A 17,056-nucleotide genomic window follows, 5' to 3' on the forward strand; every position below is an offset into this window, starting at 1 on the left:
GCAAGGCGCGATTATCCCGCGTTTTGCCGCCGCCCGCCTAACCCCTTGCCCGAACCTGCCGCATCAGCGGCGCCAGAACGAGGGCGTGAGCACCACCAGGAAGGTGAAGATTTCCAGCCGCCCGAGGATCATCGTGAACGCCAGCACCCAGCTCTGGAAGGTGTCCATGGCCGCGTAGTTGGCGTCCGGCCCCGCTGCGCCCAGGCCCGGGCCGGTGTTGTTGATGCAGGCCACGACGGCGGAGAAGGCGGTGATGATGTCCAGCCCGGTGGCCGACAGCACCAGGGTCAGGGAGACGATGGACACCATGTACATGAAGGAGAAGCCCAGCACCGCGTGCAGGATGCTTTCGGACACCGGCTGGTCCCCCAGGCGCACCGGACGCACCGCGTGCGGGTGCAGCGAGCGCACGATCTCGCGGAACACCTGCTTGTAGAGGATGATCGCGCGCATCATCTTGATGCCGCCGCCGGTGGAGCCGGAACAGGCAATGAAGCTGCCGAGGAAGAGGATCCACAACTGGGCGAACATGGGCCACAGCGTGTAGTCGTAGGTGGTCAGGCCGAGCGAGGTGGCGATGGACACGACGTGGAAGGCGACGTAGCGCAGCGTGGCGGGCAGGTCGGCGTGGGCGTGCAACTGGTCCAGGTAGAGGGTGAGGCCGGCGATGCTCAGCGCGAGCACGGCGAAAAAGAAGGGAATCTCCGGATCGCGCAGATAGGGCCGGACGCTGCGGCGCACCAGCGCGAGGTAGTGGGTGGCATAGTTGAGCCCGGCCAGCAGCGCGAAGACGATGACGACGACTTCGACCTTGGGGTTGGCGAAATGACCGATGGAGGCGTCCTTGCTGGAGAATCCCCCCAGCCCGGTGACGCTGAAGGCGTGGATCAGCGCGTCCCAGCCGTCCAGCCCGGCGTACCAGAGGCTGAGGCCGCAGGCCACGGTGAGCAGGGTGTAGGTCATCCACAGGCCCTTGGCGGTTTCGGTGATGCGCGGGGTGAGACTGCTCTCCTTCATGGGCGTGGGGATCTCGGCCTTGAACATCTGCCGCCCGCCGATGCCCAGCAGCGGCAGGATGGCCACCACCAGCACGATCACCCCCATGCCGCCGATCCAGTGCATGAAGGTGCGCCACAGGTTGATGGAAATGGGCAGATCGTCCAGCCCGGAGAGCACCGTGGCGCCGGTGGCGGTGAGGCCGGAGACGGCCTCGAAGTAGGCCTGGGTGAAGGTGAGCTCGGGCAGGAAGGCGAGCAGGGGCAGCGCGCCGAACACGGGCAGCACCACCCAGGCCGAGGCCACCAGGAAGAAACCGTCGTGCACGCGCAGGTCGCGGGTATGGCTGCGGGTGAAGGTCCACAGCACCGCGCCGCAGCCGATGGTGAGCAGCAGCGCGCGGTCGTAGGCGAGCGTGGCGCCGTCCTCCAGCCAGGCCGAGACGCCGAGCGGGAAGCCCATCAGCAGGCCGAAGATCATGATGATCAGGCCGAGGGCGTTGAGGGCGGGATGGTAGGCGCGCATCGCGGATGCGGTCTCTGTCGGCCTACAGGAAGGTGAAACCGACCTGGAACAGCTTTTCCACCTTGCGCACCAGGTCCTTGTGCGTACAGAACACGATCACGTGATCCTCGGCTTCGATCAGCGTGTCGTGGTGGGGCATGATCACCATGCGGCGCAGCACCTTGCCGTCGATGCGCCGTTCGTCGCGAACGATGGCGCCTATGGTCGCGCCCTTGGGCAACTGGATTTCCTCGATGCGGTGGCCGACCACCTTGGAGTCCTTGGGGTTGCCGTGGGCGATGATCTCCAGCGCCTCGGCAGCGCCGCGGCGCAGGCTGTGCACGGCCACCACGTCGCCCCGGCGCACGTGGGCCAGCAGCGAGCCGATGGAGGTGTGGGCCGGCGAGATGGCGATGTCGATGGGCCCGCCCTGCACCAGGTCCACGTAGCTCTTGCGGTTGATCAGGGCCAGCGTACGGCGCGCACCCATGCGCTTGGCCAGCGACGCCGCCATGATGTTGTCTTCCTCGTCGTTGGTCAGCGCGACGAAGAGGTCCATCTCGTCGATTCCCTCGTTCTCCAGCAGCTTCTCGTCGGTGGCGTCGCCGCGCAGTACCAGCGCGTTGCCGAGCTGGGTGGCGAGGAGTTCCGCGCGGCGCTTGTCCACCTCCAGGATCTTCACGTGGTAGTCGGCCTCGATGCTGCGGGCGAGGCGAAAGCCGATGTTGCCGCCGCCGGCGATCATGATGCGGCGCATGGGCCGGTCGGTGCGGCGCAGCTCGCGCATGACCTGGCGGATGTGCACCGTGGCGGCGAGGCAGAACACCTCGTCGCCGGGCACGACCACGGTGTCGCCCTCCGGCATGATGGGCTCGCCATTGCGGTAGATGGCGGCGATGCGCACCTCCACGTTGGGCAGGTGGAAGCGCAGGCTCTTCAGCGGATGCCCCACCAGCGGGCCGCCTTCGAAGGCCTTCACGCCGATCAGGCTGACCACGCCGTTGGCGAAGTCGAGCACCTGCAGCGCCTCGGGGAAGGCGATCAGGCGCTTGATGTAGTCGGTGACGATCTGCTCCGGACAGATGGAAAAATCCACCGCGAAGTTGTCCTCGCCGAGCAGCTCCGGGTACTCGACGAAGTCGGTCGAGCGCAGGCGTGCGATGCGGGTGGGCAGGTTGAACACCGCCTTGGCGATGCGGCAGGCGCACAGGTTGGTCTGGTCCGACTGGGTCACCGCGATCAGCAGGTCGGCGTCGTCCGCGCCGGCTTCGCGCAACACCGAGGGTGCGGCGGCGTTGCCGCACACGGTGCGTATTTCGAGCCGGTCGCGCAGCGCGGCCAGGCAATCCGCGCTGGTGTCCACCAGGGTGATGTCGTTGGCCTCGGAAACCAGGTTCTCCGCCACCGACGCGCCGACCTGGCCGGCACCGAGGATGATGATCTTCACAGACAGTACCCAGAGAGGGGTGAGGCGGCCGATTCTACGCCCGCGTTTCCCGTAGATGAAACACGTTGTTGCGCCGCATCAACGGCATCTCCTCACCGCCGTACCTACGTAGGTACGGGACGGCCACCTCACGTCATCCTTCCTCGTTGCGCCGCCCGGCCTGCAGGCCGAGCTGCTTGAGCTTGCGGTACAGATGGGTGCGCTCCAGCCCGGTCTTCTCCGCCAGACGGGTCATGTTGCCGCCTTCCAGGCGCAGGTGGTGCTCGAAGTACAGGCGTTCGAAGGCCTCGCGCGCCTCGCGCAGGGGCTGGTCGAGGGGCAGCCCGTAGCAGGAGGCTTCGGCCGGCTGGGCGATGATGCGGCGCACGTCGTTGAGCGAAATCTCCTCCTCCAGCGTACCCAGCGCGATGGACTTCACCGCCGCGCGCAGTTCAGCGTAGCCGCCCGGCCACGGGTGGGTGCGCAGCGCATTGAGCGCCGCGGTGGAGAAGTGGTGGCGCGGCACCTCGCCGGCCTCGACCAGGTGCAGCAGGATCTGTGCCGCCAGCTCGGGCAGGTCGTCGCGGATGTCGGCCAGCGAAGGCGGCACCAGGCTGACCTCGAACAGGCGGGCAAGCAGCAACTCGTCCCAGCCCTCGCGATGCAGGCTGTCCTGGCCGTGGTCGGTGGCGACCACCATGCGCAGGTCATAGCGCTCCAGGCGTTCGAGCACGAAGGCCAGGTTCTTCTGCTGCGGACGCGACAGGCGCGCCAGTTCGCCGGCGAACACCACGCCGCCGTGGGCGGCCTGCAACTGGCCGATGTCGATGGGCGCGTGCAGGGTCGCCAGGTCGATCCAGTGCGGGCTGGTGGCGAACACGCTGCGCGCGGCGAGTTCGGCGATGCTGCCGCCGCCGACCTTGAGCAGCAGCACGCGGGAGCTCTCGCCGATCTGCTCGATGCGCCGGCGCAGTTCGCGCAGCGGCACCGAGCGCGTGAACGCGGCCAGCGACAGCGCCACCGGCGCGCCCGGCGTGGCGGGGCGCTGCAGGCCGCGCTTGACCGCGGCGAGCAGCTTCTGCAGCGCGATGGGCTTTTCCAGGTAGTCGATGGCGCCGATGCGGGTGGCCTCGACCGCCGTGTCTATGGTGCCGTGCCCGGACATCATCACCACCGGCATGCTGAGCTGGCCGTTGGCCGCCCATTCCTTGAGCAGCGTGATGCCGTCGGTATCGGGCATCCAGATGTCGAGCAGCACCAGGTCGGGCCGCGCCGTATTGCGCGCCGCGCGCGCCGCGGAGGCGTTCTCGGCCAGCACCACGTCATGACCTTCGTCGCGCAGAATCTCCGAGAGCAGCTCGCGGATGCCCATTTCGTCGTCAACAATCAGTATGTTCGCCATGTTTCCGTCGTATCAGTGTTGCGCCTCGGCCAGCCGCAGGCGGATGCGCACCTCGGCGCCGCCGCCGTCGCGATTGGCCAGCCGCACGTCGCCGCCGTGTTCGTCGGCGATCTTCCTGACGATCGCCAACCCCAGCCCGGTACCGCGCGACTTGGTGGTGAAATAGGGTTCGAAGGCGCGCGCCAGGATCTCCGCCGGGAAGCCCGGCCCATTGTCGCGCAGGATGAGTTGCGCGCGCTCGCCGTCGCGGCGGGTGATGATCAGCAGTTCGCCGTTGTGGTGGCCGGCCAGCGCATCCTCGGCGTTCTGCAGGAGATTGTGGATGATCTGCCGCAGCAGCGTGGGGTCGCCCAGCACCGGCGGCAGGTCGCGCGCCAGTTCGGTACGGATGGTGATGGGCGTGCTCTCGTACAGGTTCAGCACTTCCTCGATGAGCGCGTTCAGGTCCAGCGCGCCCAGGTGCGGCGCGGGCAGGCGGGCGTAGTCGCGGAAGGCGTTGACCAGCTTCTTCATCGCCTCGACCTGATTGACGATGGTGCGCGTGGCGCGTTCGAGCATCTGCCGGCCGTCCGCGTCGAGGCGGTCGTGCAACTTCTGCATCAGGCGTTCGGCGGAGAGCTGGATGGGGGTCAGCGGGTTCTTGATCTCGTGCGCCAGGCGGCGCGCCACTTCCGCCCACGCCGCGGTGCGCTGCGCGGCGATCAGGCTGGAGATGTCGTCGAACACCACCACCGCGCCGCCGCCGGAACTCGCCGGCAGGCGGGCGCCGTGGATCAGCAGGGTCTGCGGCGTGGCATCGCTGCGCTGCAGCTCCAGCTCGCAGTGCCAGTCGCCCTCGTTGTCGGCGAAGCCTTCCAGCAGCGTATCGCGGAAGTCCAGGTGGCGCGGCCACTTCGCCAGCGGCAGCTCCTCGAAGCCTTCCAGGCGGTCGCCGAGGATGTCCATCGCGCCCCGGTTGGCGGCGCGCAGCGTGCCGTTCTCGGCGAAGGCCAGCACGCCGGTGGACAGGTTGGCGAGCACGCTTTCCAGATAGGCGCGCGCGGATTCCACCGCGGCGCGGTTGCGCTCGGCGACGGCGCGCGCATCGTCGAGCTGGCGCGTCATCTGGTTGAAGGACTGGGTGAGCACGCCCAGTTCGTCGCGCGCGGGCAGCGCACGCCGCGGCGAATAGTCGCCCTGAGCCACGGCCTGCGTGCCTTCGGCAAGAATCAACAGCGGCGCCACCAGCCGCCGCGACAGCACGAAGGCCAGCGCCACCGCGGCGAGCAGGGCAAGCAGCAGCGACAGGGTCAGCGTCAGCAGGTAGATGCGGGTCAGCCCCTGGCGGCCGAGGGTGAGCTGCTGGTAGTCGCGGTAGGCTTCCTGCACCGCGTCCACGTGGCGGGCGAAGGTTTCCGGCACCGGCTGGCTGAGCATCAGGAAGGGCGGCTCCTCGGCCAGCGAACGCCCGGGCAGCGGCACCACCACGCGGATCAGCAGGCTGCCGTCGGGGCGGCTGTCCACCAGGCTGAACTTGCGGAACTGGCGCGCCTGGCGCAGGTGCGAGAGCGCCGGCAGATCGGGGATCAGGCTGCCGCGGCCGTCGGACACGGTGGCGATGAGCTGGCCGTTGGCCGAGACCACGGTCGCGGTCGCCACCCCGGCGTTCTCGCGCAGGCGATTCAATTGCGTGGTGGACACCGCCGGCCCGTCGATTTCGAGGGCCATGTCGTCGGCCTTGTCGCCCACCTGGCTGACCAGGTAGTCCAGTGCGTTCTGGCCCAGCGCGATGCCGCCTTCCAGGGCCGAATCCACGCGCACGTCGAACCAGGACTCGATGCTGCGCACGACGAACTGCAGCGACACCGCATACACCACCAAGCCGGGCAGCAGCGCCATCACCGCGAACATCAGCATCAGCCGGTAGGTAAGGCGGGAGCCGAACTGGCGCGCCTGGTACTCGCGCCACAGCCCGCGCAACTGCACGGCGACGAGACCCGCCAGCGCCACCGCCACCACGCCGTTGAGTGCCAGCAGGTAGGGATAGGCGCCGGCGAACAGCTCGGTGTTCGCGCTCGCCGAGGCGAGCAGGAAGAGCGAGATGCCGGCGACGGCCGCGGCGACGATGAGCGTGACGCGTTTCATCGGGCTACCGGTGCTCCGGCGAGGAAGGTCCAGGTCATCCAGTCCGTGTCGAGGCGCCAGTCGCGGCTGCCGATGGCGGTGACCTGGAAGGGCTTGGGCAGTTGCGAGGTGTCCAGGCGGAAACGCAGCGCGGCGTTGTAGGACTGGCCGCCGCCCAGCGTGTCGCGCTCGGCCACCTGCCAGTTGCGCACGCGCTGGATGGTGCGCACCGCGCCTTCCAGCGTGTCGAAGCTCTGGTGGAAGCTGCCCAGGGACAGGCGGTAGCTGCGGGTGATGGCGTGGTAGGCGATGCGGTAGTTAAGGCGGCGCTCGACCACCACCTCGTCGAACCAGTACCAGCGCGGCCGCTCGATGACGAACTCGGTGACGAAGTACAGGGACACGCCCCGGTTGATGGCGTCGGTGAGGCGGGGGTTGAGCTCGAAGTCGATGTCCGCGTTAACGACGTAGCCCTCCTCGCGCAGCACGATCTCGCTCTGGCGCAGCACGGCCTCGTCGGCCGCCGCCGGCAACGGCAGCCAGAAGGCGAGCAGCAGCAGGCAGCGCAGCAGGCGCTCAGGCAAGCTTGGAGAGGAGGGCGTAGTAGAAGCCGTCATGTTCGGCGGTGGGCAGTAGCTGATGCTCCAGCCGACCGCCAGTGGCCACGCGGCGGGCGTCGGCGTGGCGGGCGCAGAAGCGGGCGATCTGGCCGCGGTTCTCCTCGTCGAAGACCGAACAGGTCACGTAGAGCATTGTGCCACCGGGCCGCAGGATATGCCAAAGCGCATCGAGGATCTCCGCCTGCTGCGCGGCGAAGCGCGGGATGTCCTCGCGCCGGCGCAGCCACTTGATGTCCGGGTGGCGGCGCGCCACGCCGGACGCCGAGCAGGGCACGTCGGCCAGGATGCGGTCGTAGGGGCGGCCGTCCCACCACTCCGCCGGCCGGCGCGCGTCGCCCACCTTGACCTCGCCGGCCAGGCCGAGGCGGGCGAAGTTCTCCGCGATGCGGCGCGCCCGGCGCGGATCGAGCTCCAGCGCGGTGAGCTGCACGTCCGCCAGTTCCAGGATGTGGGCGGCCTTGCCGCCAGGCGCGGCGCAAGCGTCCAGCACACGTCCGGCCTGCACCCCCAGCCACTGCGCCGCCCATTGCGCACCGGCATCCTGCACCGAGATCCAGCCCTCGGCGAAGCCCGGCAGGCGGTCCACCGGACACGGGCGTTCGAGCAGCAGCGCGCCGTTGTCGAGTTCCCGCGCCGCGATGCCCTGCTCGGTGAAGGCGTCCAGCACCTGCGCCGGCGTGGCGCGGCGGCGATTGACGCGCAGGGCCATGGGCGGATGCAGGTTGCCGGCCGCGAGCGCGGCCTCCCACTCCGCGGGCCAGGCGGCGCGCAGGCGGGCGATCCACCAGTCGGGGTGGCGGTGGCGCGCGACCTCGTCGGCCCCGCGCCAGCGTTCCACCTGGTCGGCCTGGCGGATGACGTTGCGCAGCACGCCGTTGATCACGCCCTTGAGGCCGGGCGCGCCGTGGGCCGCGGCCTCCACCGCCTGGTCCACCAGGGTGTGCAGGTTCTCGGGACGGGTTTCCATGCGGTGCAGCGCTACCTTCAGCAGCGCCTGCCAGGGCTCGACCAGGGGTTTCTGCATCAGCCGGCGCAGCACGGGGTCGGCGCGGCCGTAGTCGCGCAGCGTGCCCCAGGTCAGGTCGCGCACCGCGCCACGGGTGGCGTCGCTCCACTCGGGGTGGGCGCGCAGCAATTCCTCCCAGGCGTCGGTCAGGTTGGCGCCGCCGCCGACCGCGCTCACCAGCTCTGCCGACCGCAGCAGGCTGTAGGCCAGGCTGTCCGGGGGCAGGGGCGCACGCGGGGCAGCGGGACGGGGGCGGGACGGCGCTGGCCGCACGGAGTGGCGGCTGGAATTCGGGGAACGGGTCACGGTGACGGGGGCAGTCGCCGCCCGTGCTCAGGCGAGCAGGCGGCGCAGGTGGTTGGGCAGCGCGAACTGGGCGCAATGGACCGCGCCATTGTAGTGCTGAAGCGGCGCCAACTGGCGCTCGGCGATGCGCGCATTCACCTCGGCGGCAGCCAGGGCGGCGGGGTCCAGCGCATCGGACGCGCAGGCCATGCCCCACAGGCTGCCGTACAGGGGGATGTAGAGAAAGTAGGGCTGCACGCGGGCGAAGGCCGCGCGCAGGTTGTCCACCAGTTGACGCACCCGTTCGGGGTGGAAGATGGGTGCGCCGATATGCAGGGTGATCGCACCCTGCTCGGTGAGCAGGGCCTTGCAGTCGGCTAAGAATTCGCGCGAATAGAGCGCTTCGGCGGGACCGACAGGGTCGGTCAGGTCGAGCACGATGAGGTCGAAACGCTCGCCGATGGCGGGCGCGACTTCCCGCACGTAGTGCAGTCCGTCTTCCACGCGCAGTTCCAGGCGCGGATCGTCGAGAGCACCCTTGTGCACCGCCTGCAGGTGTTGGCGGGCGATGTCGATGACCTTCGCGTCCAGCTCGACCAGCACCACGCGCTGCATGGTCGGATGCTTGAACAGTTCCTCGGCCGAGCCGCCATCGCCGCCGCCGATGATCAGCGCGGAGCGCGGATCGGGGTGGGCGATGGCGGGCACGTGGATGAGGTTCTCGTGGTAGAAGAACTCGTCGCGCTCGGAGGTCATGAAGCAGCCGTCGAGGCGGAACAGCTTGCCGAACTGGGGCGTGTCCCACACCTCGTAGCGCTGGAAGGCCGATTCGCCTTCGTCGAGCAGACGGCCCTTGCGGTAGAAGAAACCGGCGTCTTCGTTGAGCCACTCCAGCAGCAGCTCGTCGGTCGCCTTGCCGTCGTGTCCGCTCACGGCGATACCTCGGTGGCGATCCGGCCGCGGATCACGTCGTGGCGGGCGTCGTCTTCCGGCTTCAAGGTATCGATCACGCGCCGGAACACGCGGCGGGCGCGGCCGCTGTTGTCGCGGGAGAAGTTGCACACGTAGACATCGAGGGTGACATCGCCGCTTTCTGGCCAGGTATGGATGGCCAGGTGCGATTCGGCGAGGACTACGGTGCCGGTCACGCCGGCTTTCTCCCCGTCGTCGTGGGTGAATTGGTAGAAGTAGGCTCCCAGCGGCGTTAGGCCGGCGGCACGGCATTCGTCGACGCACAGCGTCTCCAGCACGGCACGGTCCTTGAGCAATTCGGGAGGGCAATGACAGCGGTACAAATCCGCAATCAGATGAAGTCCGTTCATGGTGCGCTTCGATCCAACCACAGAAAAGCGGCCGATTTTACCACGCCGGAGGCGGAAATATTCCTGCCAATGGATCCCGGCCGTTGAGGCCGGCGTCCGCGCCGGCCTGTTCCACGTGGAACACAGCCGGACTCAGGCGGCGATCAGATCGTAGGCCAGCTTGGCGATCAGCACCGCCACCACGCCGAGAAACATCTTGCGCACGAAGGCCGTGCCGTGGCGCAGCGCCATCCGCGAACCGCTCACGGCACCGGCGAGATTGCATGCCGCCATCAGCAGTCCGAGCTGCCACAGCACTTCGACGTTGAATGCGAAGTAACTGATGGCCGCCAGATTGGTCGCCACATTGAGCACCTTGGCGGTCACCGACGCGCGCAGGAAGTCCATGCCCAGCGTGCGGATGAACAGGAAGATAAGGAAGCTGCCAGTGCCTGGACCGAAGAAGCCGTCATAGAAACCGACCGCCAGGCCGATCGCGACCGCAACCGCGGCGGTGCGCAATGGCGACGCGTATTCGCGCGAATGCAAGCCGAGATCCTTCTTGACGAAGGTATATGCGGCGACGCCGATCAGCAGCACGAGGATCAGCGGCCGCAGCACTGATGGCGGCAAATAGGCCACCGCCTTGGCACCGTACCAGGCACCGACCAGCGCCGCGAGGGCTCCGGGCGCCGCCGCTGCCCAGGGAATGCGCACCCGGCGCGCGTATTGCACCGCCGCGCTCGCCGTGCCGATGATGCTGGCGATCTTGTTGGTGGCGAAAAGGCTCGCTGGTGCAGCCGACGGGTAAGCCGCGAACAGGGCTGGAACCTGGATCAGCCCCCCCCCGCCGACCACCGCGTCGACGAAGCCGGCGAAGAACGCTGCGAGACCGAGAGCGAGAAAGACGAAGTCGTAGTCCATTCAGTTCCGTTTCACGTGAAACAATGTCCGCCGCCCGACCCGTCTATTTGCCGATGCAGAAACGGGAGAAGATGACACCCAGCAGATCGTCCGAGGAGAACTCGCCGGTGATTTCGCCGATGCTCTCCTGAGCGAGGCGCAGCTCCTCCGCGAACAGTTCAAGCGCTCCGACCTCCCCGGCCGCGTTGCCCACGTGCTCCAGTGCCGTACGCAATGCCTGCAGATGACGTTCGCGGGCGAGCACCAGATCTTCACCGTGGGCGTGCCAGCCAGCCACCCGCAGCAACTCCGCACGCAGCAGATCGACACCCTCGCCCGAGCGCGCCGACAGATATACCCCGACCGCACCGCCCTCTTCGACCCGCCATGCGCGCTCGCCGTACAGATCGATCTTGTTGTGCACGGTGATGCGCTCGACGTCCTGCGGCAAGCGCGCATCGATCCCGGCCGCCTCGCCTTCATCCGCGCCGGCGCCGGCATCGACCAGCCGCAAGATGACATCGGCGCGTTCGATCTCGCGCCAGGTGCGGGCGATGCCGATGCGCTCCACCTCGTCCGTGGTCTCGCGCAGACCCGCGGTATCGATGACGTGCAGCGGGATGCCTTCGAGCTGTATGGTTTCGCGCAGCGCGTCGCGCGTCGTGCCGGCGATCTCGGTGACGATGGCCCGCTCCTCGCCCACGAGCTGGTTGAGCAGGCTGGACTTGCCGACATTGGGCTGGCCCACCAGGACCACGTTTAGCCCGCTGCGCAGCAGCGCCCCCTGGCGGGCGCGGTCGAGCAGACCTTCGAGGCGGGCGCGCAAATGCGCCAAGCGGCCGAAGGCGTCGGCCTTTTCCAGAAAGTCGAGTTCCTCTTCGGGAAAATCCAGCGTCGCCTCAACCAGCATGCGCAGGTCGATCAGGGCGTCGCGGATCTGCGTGACCTCGGCCGAGAACGCACCGGACAGCGAGCGCAGTGCCGAGCGTGCCGCCGCGGCCGTAGACGCCTCGATCAGGTCGGCCACACCTTCGGCCTGCGCCAGATCCAGCTTGCCGTTGAGAAAGGCGCGCTTAGTGAACTCACCGGGTTCCGCGAGCCGCGCCCCCAGTTCCAGGCAACGCCCCAGCAGCATCCCCATGACCACGGGGCCACCGTGACCCTGCAGCTCGATGACGTCCTCGCCGGTAAAGGAATGGGGTGCCGGAAAGTACAGCAACAGCCCTTCGTCGATCGCCTCGCCCGCCTCGTTGCGGAAGCGGGCGAACAGGGCCGTACGCGGTTGCGGCTCGCGACCGCAGAGCGCGCGCGCGAAGGGCAGCAGATCGCCGCCGGACACGCGCACCACGCCGATGCCGCCCCGGCCCGGCGCGGTGGCGACGGCCGCTATGGTGTCACGCGGCCTTGCTGCCGGGCTTTGCACCCTCGATCATCCGGGTGATCTGCCACTGCTGCGCAATGGACAGGATGTTGTTCACCACCCAGTACAGCACCAGGCCGGACGGGAACCACAGGAACATGAAGGTGAACACGATGGGCAGCGCCATCATGACCTTGGCCTGGATCGGGTCCGGCGGCGTCGGGTTGAGCTTCATCTGCACCAGCATGGACACACCCATGATGATGGGCAGGATGAAGTACGGGTCCTTGGACGACAGGTCCTGAATCCAGCCCAGCCAGGGCGCGTGGCGCATCTCCACGCTGCCCAGCAGCACCCAGTACAGCGCGATGAACACCGGAATCTGCACCAGGATGGGCAGGCAGCCGCCGAGCGGATTGATCTTCTCCGTGCGGTAGAGATTCATCATCTCCTGCTGCATCTTGGCCTTGTCGTCGCCGTACACTTCCTTCAGGCGCTGCAGGCGCGGACCCAGCACGCGCATCTTGGCCATGGACTTGTAGCTCGCCGCCGACAGCGGGAAGAACACCGCCTTGATCGCCACCGTCACCAGGATGATCGCCCAGCCCCAGTTGCCAGTCAGGCGGTAGAACCAGGACAGCACCCAGAACAGCGGCGCGGCGATGACCGTGAGGAAGCCGTAGTCCACCACCAGGTCGAGGCCGGGGGCGATGTCTTCCAGCTTGTCCTGCTCCTGCGGACCGGCGTACAGGCGCAGCGCGATGCTTCCCTTCTGGCCGGGTGCAACCTCGGCCACCGGCAGCATCACCCCGGCGCGGTACAGGCCCTGCCCCAGCGGATCGGCGTAGAACTCGCGCTGCAGGCCGTCCTGCGGCAGCCAGGCGCTGACGAAATAGTGCTGCACCATGGCCACCCAGCCGTCGGCGGCCTGGCGTGCGAACTTCGCCTTGCTCTCGGCGATGTCCTCGAACTGCACCTTCTGGAAGCGCTCCGCGTCGGTATAGAAGGCCGGCCCGGTAAAGGTCTTCACGCCGTACAGGTCCACACCCTCGGCCGGCTTGCCGTCACGGGTGAACTGGAAGTAGGCGCGGGGCGCGATCGCCCCTTCTCCAAGGTTGTCGATCTCGTAGGCGATGTCCACCAGATAGCTGCCACGATGGAAGGTCAGCAGCTTGGCTACCTTGATTCCATTCTCGCCGCCCTGCGCCTCGAGGCGCACGGTCAGGCTGTCCTGGCCGTCGGCCAGTGCAAGCTCGTCGCCCGGCAGCGCAAACAGCGTCTTGTGGTTGGGCAGGCCATCGCCGATCAGCCCCGACTGCGCGGCATACACGTGCCGCCCGCCGTCGTCGAAGAGCACGAAGTTCTGCGTGCGATCCTCGTTCGACTTGTGCGCCGGCAGCTCCATGCGCACGATGTCGCCGCCCTGGGCGGAGATGTCCACCACCATCAGGTCGGTGCGCACCTTCAGGCGCTGCGCCGTGTCCGGAACAGCCGCGGCCTGCTGTCCGCCGGGCAGGCTCGCCGCCGCGTCCAGGCTGCCACCGGCAGTGGGCGTGGGTAGCGATGCGGCGCCCGTGCCGGAGGCCTGCGGCGCCACCGCGGCCGGCTGCGGCCGGTTGTACTCCAGCCAGTTGGACCACAGCATCACCAGCGCGAACGAGAAAACAAGGAAGAGGATGAGGCGACGTTGGTCCATACCGGCTGTCATCGATTGTGTATTCGTTGGTCGAGGAACGGAATCATACCCGCCCCGTGTGCACCGTGTGCGGTGCTTCAGCCCCCGCTTTCCGGCTGCTGCGTCGCGCGCGGCAGCCGGGCCAGCAGCCGGCTCACGTCTTCGTTGAGCATCGCGCGCGTCGCGTCGTCGGCCTTGGCATGCAGGCGCACGATCAGGTCGCAGGCCGGCAGCCCGGCGCGCATCTTGCGGAAGTTCTCGCGCACGATGCGCTTGAGCAGATTGCGCAGACTTGCACGCCGCGCCAACTTCTTGGCCACCACCACGCCGAGCCGCGCGCTATCCAGCCCGTTGGGGCGGTAATGGACGATGAACCAGCGCCCCTTCAACGCCCGCCGAAAAGCAAAAACGGATGAATACTCATCCGTTTTGCGTAGTCTGTGGGCGTCGCGAAAACTGAGGTCAACGCCCGGAAGGCTCGTCACCTCAGACAGCGAGGCGATGACGGCCCTTGGCGCGACGGGCACGGATCACCGCACGGCCGCCACGGGTCTTCATACGGACCAGGAAACCGTGGGTGCGCTTGCGGCGGACGACGGAAGGTTGGTAGGTGCGTTTCATTTTTCAGCTTGCCTGAGGAAAGGTCAAACGCGGTATTTAATTGTGTAATCCCATGTTTGTCAAGCATAATTTTTGGCCCAAGCTGTGGATAAGTCCGCCCGCGGGGAGTAGAATCGCCCGGGTCGCCTCCGCCGGCTCAAGGAGGGGTCCGGTCCGCCCGCTGTGGCAGGCAGGCCCGCCGGCCCAGGCATCCCTACAACACATCAGGCCGCCGACTCCCCTCGTGTGCCCCGCGGCACATCCGCGGGCGGGCGCGTTTTGATTACCGTGTCGCATGCACAGACCGCACGTTCCGTGAACCAAGACTTCTGGCCCTTCTGCCTGGCCCGCCTCGAACAGGAACTGCCCGCTCAGCAGTTCAACACCTGGATCAGGGCTCTCGCCGCCAGCGAAGAGGATGGAACGCCCGCGCCGTGCGTCCGCCTGCACGCGCCCAACCGTTTCGTGCTGCAGTGGGTACGCGAGCGCTACCTGAACCGCATCGGCGAGCTCGCCGCCGAGTTCTTCGGCATCGCGCCGCAGATCGAACTCGCCCTGCCGGCGGCCGGCGGGCCCAGGCCGGCTGCAGCCGCCATGCCCAGCCAGCCGGCCGCTGCCGGCGAACCGGCGGCCGCACCCGAGCCCCCGCCCGAGCCCGAACCGCTGATCACCACCGCCGACCTGGCCTACGAGAAGACCCGGCTGAACCCGGACTTCACCTTCGACACCCTGGTCACCGGGCGCGCCAACGACCTCGCCCGCGCCGCGGCCATGCAGGTAGCGCAAAACCCCGGCACCTCCTACAACCCGCTCTTCGTCTATGGCGGCGTCGGCCTGGGCAAGACCCACCTGATCCACGCCATCGGCAACGCGGTGTACCGCGCCAACCCGCGCGCGGTGATCCGCTACGTGCACGTGGAGGACTACTACGCCGACGTGGTGCGCGCCTACCAGCAGAAGAGCTTCGACGCCTTCAAGCGCTACTACCGCTCGCTGGACCTGCTGCTGATCGACGACATCCAGTTCTTCAACAACAAGAACCGCACCCAGGAAGAGTTCTTCCACGCCTTCAACGCGCTGACCGAGGCACGCAAGCAGATCGTCATCACCTGCGACACCTACCCCAAGGACATCCAGGGCCTGGAAGACCGCCTCATTTCCCGCTTCGACTGGGGCCTCACGGTGCAGATCGAACCGCCCGAACTGGAAATGCGCGTCGCCATCCTGAAGAAGAAGGCCGAGGCCCTGCGCGTGGCCGTGGACGACGACGTGGCCTTCCTCATCGCCAAGAACCTGCGCTCCAACGTGCGCGAGCTGGAAGGCGCCCTCAACAAGGTGGTGGCCTACGCCCGCTTCCACGGCCGCGGCATCTCGCTGGAAGTGGCCAAGGAGGCGCTCAAGGATCTGCTCAACGCCCACAACCGCCAGCTCACCATCGAACACATCCAGAAAACGGTGGCCGACTACTACAAGATCAAGGTCGCCGACATGCACTCCAAGAAACGCACCCGCGTGGTCGCCCGCCCGCGCCAGGTGGCCATGTGGCTGGCCAAGGAGCTCACCCCCCTGAGCCTGCCCGCCATCGGCGACGCCTTCGGCAACCGCGACCACACCACCGTGCTGCACGCCTGCCGCACCATCACCGAGCTGCGCCTGGGCGACCACCAGCTCAATCACGACGTCCACGTGCTGACCCAGGTTCTCCGCGGTTAAGCTTACCGATCAACCTTCACTCAACGAGACGCCATGCTCCTGCTCAACACCACCCGCGACGCGCTCCTCGCCCCGCTGCAGTCGGTGGCCGGCATCGTCGAAAAGCGCCACACCCTGCCCATCCTCTCCAACGTGCTGATCGAGAAGCAGGGCGATACGCTGACGCTCCTCGCCACCGACATCGAGATCCAGATCCGCACCGCCACCGGCGGCCACCAGGGCGGGGCGGACGCGTCCATCACCGTGGGCGCGCGCAAGCTGCAGGACATCCTGCGCGCCCTGCCGGACAGCGCCGAAGTCGCCCTCACCCTGGACGACAAGCGCCTCACCGTGAAGGCGGGAAAAAGCCGCTTCGCGCTGCAGACCCTGCCCGCGGCCGACTACCCGCGCCTGAACCTGCCGGACGGCGACGCCGTGCGCCTCACCGTCAGCCAGCGCACCTTCAAGCGCCAGCTCGCCCAGGTCGCCTACTCCATGGCGCAGCAGGACATCCGCTACTACCTCAACGGCCTGCTGGTCATCGCCGACGGCCCTGAGCTGCGCATGGTGGCCACCGACGGCCACCGCCTCGCCTACGCCGCCAGCGCCCTCGACACCCCGGTGGAGCAGCGCACCGAAGCCATCCTGCCGCGCAAGACCGTGCTCGAACTCTCCCGCCAGCTCGCCGACAACGACGATCCGCTGGAAGTGCTGCTGGCCGGCAACCAGGTGGTGTTCCGCTTCGGCGCCATCGAGCTCATCTCCAAGCTCATCGACGGCAAGTTCCCCGACTACGAACGCGTGATCCCGCAGAACCACCCGCGCATGATCACCTTCGACCGCCTGCCGCTGCTCGCCGCCCTGCAGCGCGCCGCCATCCTCACCAACGAGAAGTTCCGCGGCGTGCGCCTGGTGCTCTCCGACGGCAGCCTGAAAATCCTCTCCACCAACGCCGAACAGGAAGAAGCCGTCGAGGAACTGGAAGTGGACTACCACGACGTGCCGCTCGACATCGGCTTCAACGTCACCTACCTGCTCGACGTGCTCAACAACCTGTCCACCGAACAGGTGGAATGGCGCTTCAACGACGGCAATTCCAGCGCGCTGATCACCCTGCCCGGCAATGAGCAGTTCAAGTACGTCGTGATGCCGATGCGCATCTGACGACTCCCGCCCGATGATC

15 protein-coding genes are annotated in these 17,056 nt (G+C 67.8%); 2 read left to right on the forward strand and 13 right to left on the reverse strand.

Going from position 1 to position 17,056, the window contains the following annotated elements:
- Nucleotides 1-63: 63 nt before the first annotated feature.
- The 13 genes from E6O51_RS07605 to rpmH all read right to left on the reverse strand — a co-directional run bounded on the left by E6O51_RS07605 (nucleotide 64) and on the right by rpmH (nucleotide 14,202).
- A complete protein-coding gene (locus E6O51_RS07605) occupies nucleotides 64-1,521 on the reverse strand; it encodes a TrkH family potassium uptake protein (protein ID WP_136384386.1) in 1,458 nt (485 codons plus the stop codon).
- A 22-nt stretch (nucleotides 1,522-1,543) separates the two neighbouring features.
- Nucleotides 1,544-2,947 carry a Trk system potassium transporter TrkA gene (gene trkA, locus E6O51_RS07610; RefSeq protein WP_136384387.1) on the reverse strand — a complete coding sequence of 468 codons (1,404 nt, stop codon included), beginning with the start codon at nucleotides 2,945-2,947 and terminating at the stop codon, nucleotides 1,544-1,546.
- A gap of 133 nt (nucleotides 2,948-3,080) precedes the next feature.
- Nucleotides 3,081-4,328 carry a sigma-54-dependent transcriptional regulator gene (locus E6O51_RS07615; protein WP_136384388.1) on the reverse strand — a complete coding sequence of 416 codons (1,248 nt, stop codon included), beginning with the start codon at nucleotides 4,326-4,328 and terminating at the stop codon, nucleotides 3,081-3,083.
- A gap of 12 nt (nucleotides 4,329-4,340) precedes the next feature.
- Complete coding sequence (locus E6O51_RS07620) at nucleotides 4,341-6,452, reverse strand: sensor histidine kinase (protein WP_136384389.1); 2,112 nt, start codon at nucleotides 6,450-6,452, stop codon at nucleotides 4,341-4,343.
- Nucleotides 6,449-7,048: a DUF4390 domain-containing protein gene (locus E6O51_RS07625; protein WP_136384390.1), complete on the reverse strand. Its 600-nt coding sequence runs from the start codon at nucleotides 7,046-7,048 to the stop codon at nucleotides 6,449-6,451. Before E6O51_RS07625 ends, E6O51_RS07620 begins: the two co-directional genes overlap by 4 nt.
- Nucleotides 7,008-8,363, reverse strand: coding sequence for a 16S rRNA (cytosine(967)-C(5))-methyltransferase RsmB (gene rsmB, locus E6O51_RS07630; RefSeq protein ID WP_408003400.1), 1,356 nt, complete (start codon nucleotides 8,361-8,363; stop codon nucleotides 7,008-7,010). Before rsmB ends, E6O51_RS07625 begins: the two co-directional genes overlap by 41 nt.
- Before the next feature lie 27 nt (nucleotides 8,364-8,390).
- Nucleotides 8,391-9,275 carry a polyamine aminopropyltransferase gene (speE, locus tag E6O51_RS07635; protein WP_136384391.1) on the reverse strand — a complete coding sequence of 295 codons (885 nt, stop codon included), beginning with the start codon at nucleotides 9,273-9,275 and terminating at the stop codon, nucleotides 8,391-8,393.
- Nucleotides 9,272-9,664 carry an adenosylmethionine decarboxylase gene (gene speD / locus E6O51_RS22230; RefSeq protein ID WP_136384392.1) on the reverse strand — a complete coding sequence of 131 codons (393 nt, stop codon included), beginning with the start codon at nucleotides 9,662-9,664 and terminating at the stop codon, nucleotides 9,272-9,274. Before speD ends, speE begins: the two co-directional genes overlap by 4 nt.
- 132 nt (nucleotides 9,665-9,796) lie before the next feature.
- A complete protein-coding gene (locus E6O51_RS07645; RefSeq protein WP_136384393.1) occupies nucleotides 9,797-10,567 on the reverse strand; it encodes a TSUP family transporter in 771 nt (256 codons plus the stop codon).
- Nucleotides 10,568-10,610: 43 nt separating this feature from the next.
- Nucleotides 10,611-11,969, reverse strand: a complete 1,359-nt coding sequence (mnmE, locus tag E6O51_RS07650; RefSeq protein WP_136384394.1) for a tRNA uridine-5-carboxymethylaminomethyl(34) synthesis GTPase MnmE — start codon at nucleotides 11,967-11,969, stop codon at nucleotides 10,611-10,613.
- Complete coding sequence (gene yidC, locus E6O51_RS07655; protein ID WP_136384395.1) at nucleotides 11,941-13,602, reverse strand: membrane protein insertase YidC; 1,662 nt, start codon at nucleotides 13,600-13,602, stop codon at nucleotides 11,941-11,943. The genes mnmE and yidC overlap by 29 nt, the downstream gene beginning before the upstream one ends.
- A 77-nt stretch (nucleotides 13,603-13,679) precedes the next feature.
- Nucleotides 13,680-14,108 (reverse strand): ribonuclease P protein component, encoded by a 429-nt coding sequence (gene rnpA, locus E6O51_RS07660; RefSeq protein WP_230976726.1) that lies wholly within the window; start codon nucleotides 14,106-14,108, stop codon nucleotides 13,680-13,682.
- Nucleotides 14,068-14,202, reverse strand: a complete 135-nt coding sequence (rpmH, locus tag E6O51_RS07665) for a 50S ribosomal protein L34 (RefSeq protein ID WP_002926183.1) — start codon at nucleotides 14,200-14,202, stop codon at nucleotides 14,068-14,070. Before rpmH ends, rnpA begins: the two co-directional genes overlap by 41 nt.
- A gap of 294 nt (nucleotides 14,203-14,496) precedes the next feature.
- Between rpmH and dnaA the strand changes: the two genes are divergently transcribed.
- Nucleotides 14,497-15,894, forward strand: a complete 1,398-nt coding sequence (gene dnaA / locus E6O51_RS07670; protein WP_230976727.1) for a chromosomal replication initiator protein DnaA — start codon at nucleotides 14,497-14,499, stop codon at nucleotides 15,892-15,894.
- 33 nt (nucleotides 15,895-15,927) lie between these two features.
- Nucleotides 15,928-17,037: a DNA polymerase III subunit beta gene (gene dnaN, locus E6O51_RS07675; RefSeq protein ID WP_136384398.1), complete on the forward strand. Its 1,110-nt coding sequence runs from the start codon at nucleotides 15,928-15,930 to the stop codon at nucleotides 17,035-17,037.
- Nucleotides 17,038-17,056: the final 19 nt, after the last annotated feature.

It is taken from the genome of Pseudothauera rhizosphaerae (genome assembly GCF_004801305.1).
Lineage (GTDB): Bacteria > Pseudomonadota > Gammaproteobacteria > Burkholderiales > Rhodocyclaceae > Pseudothauera > Pseudothauera rhizosphaerae.

Excerpts from the sequence above, each read along its gene's own strand:
- E6O51_RS07605 (WP_136384386.1), bottom strand. The coding sequence starts at position 1,521 with ATGCGCGCCTACCATCCCGCCCTCAACGCCCTCGGCCTGATCATCATG.
- dnaN (WP_136384398.1), top strand. The coding sequence starts at position 15,928 with ATGCTCCTGCTCAACACCACCCGCGACGCGCTCCTCGCCCCGCTGCAG.
- speD (WP_136384392.1), bottom strand. The coding sequence starts at position 9,664 with ATGAACGGACTTCATCTGATTGCGGATTTGTACCGCTGTCATTGCCCT.
- E6O51_RS07645 (WP_136384393.1), bottom strand. The coding sequence starts at position 10,567 with ATGGACTACGACTTCGTCTTTCTCGCTCTCGGTCTCGCAGCGTTCTTC.
- E6O51_RS07620 (WP_136384389.1), bottom strand. The coding sequence starts at position 6,452 with ATGAAACGCGTCACGCTCATCGTCGCCGCGGCCGTCGCCGGCATCTCG.
- yidC (WP_136384395.1), bottom strand. The coding sequence starts at position 13,602 with ATGGACCAACGTCGCCTCATCCTCTTCCTTGTTTTCTCGTTCGCGCTG.
- E6O51_RS07625 (WP_136384390.1), bottom strand. The coding sequence starts at position 7,048 with ATGACGGCTTCTACTACGCCCTCCTCTCCAAGCTTGCCTGAGCGCCTG.
- rpmH (WP_002926183.1), bottom strand. The coding sequence starts at position 14,202 with ATGAAACGCACCTACCAACCTTCCGTCGTCCGCCGCAAGCGCACCCAC.
- E6O51_RS07615 (WP_136384388.1), bottom strand. The coding sequence starts at position 4,328 with ATGGCGAACATACTGATTGTTGACGACGAAATGGGCATCCGCGAGCTG.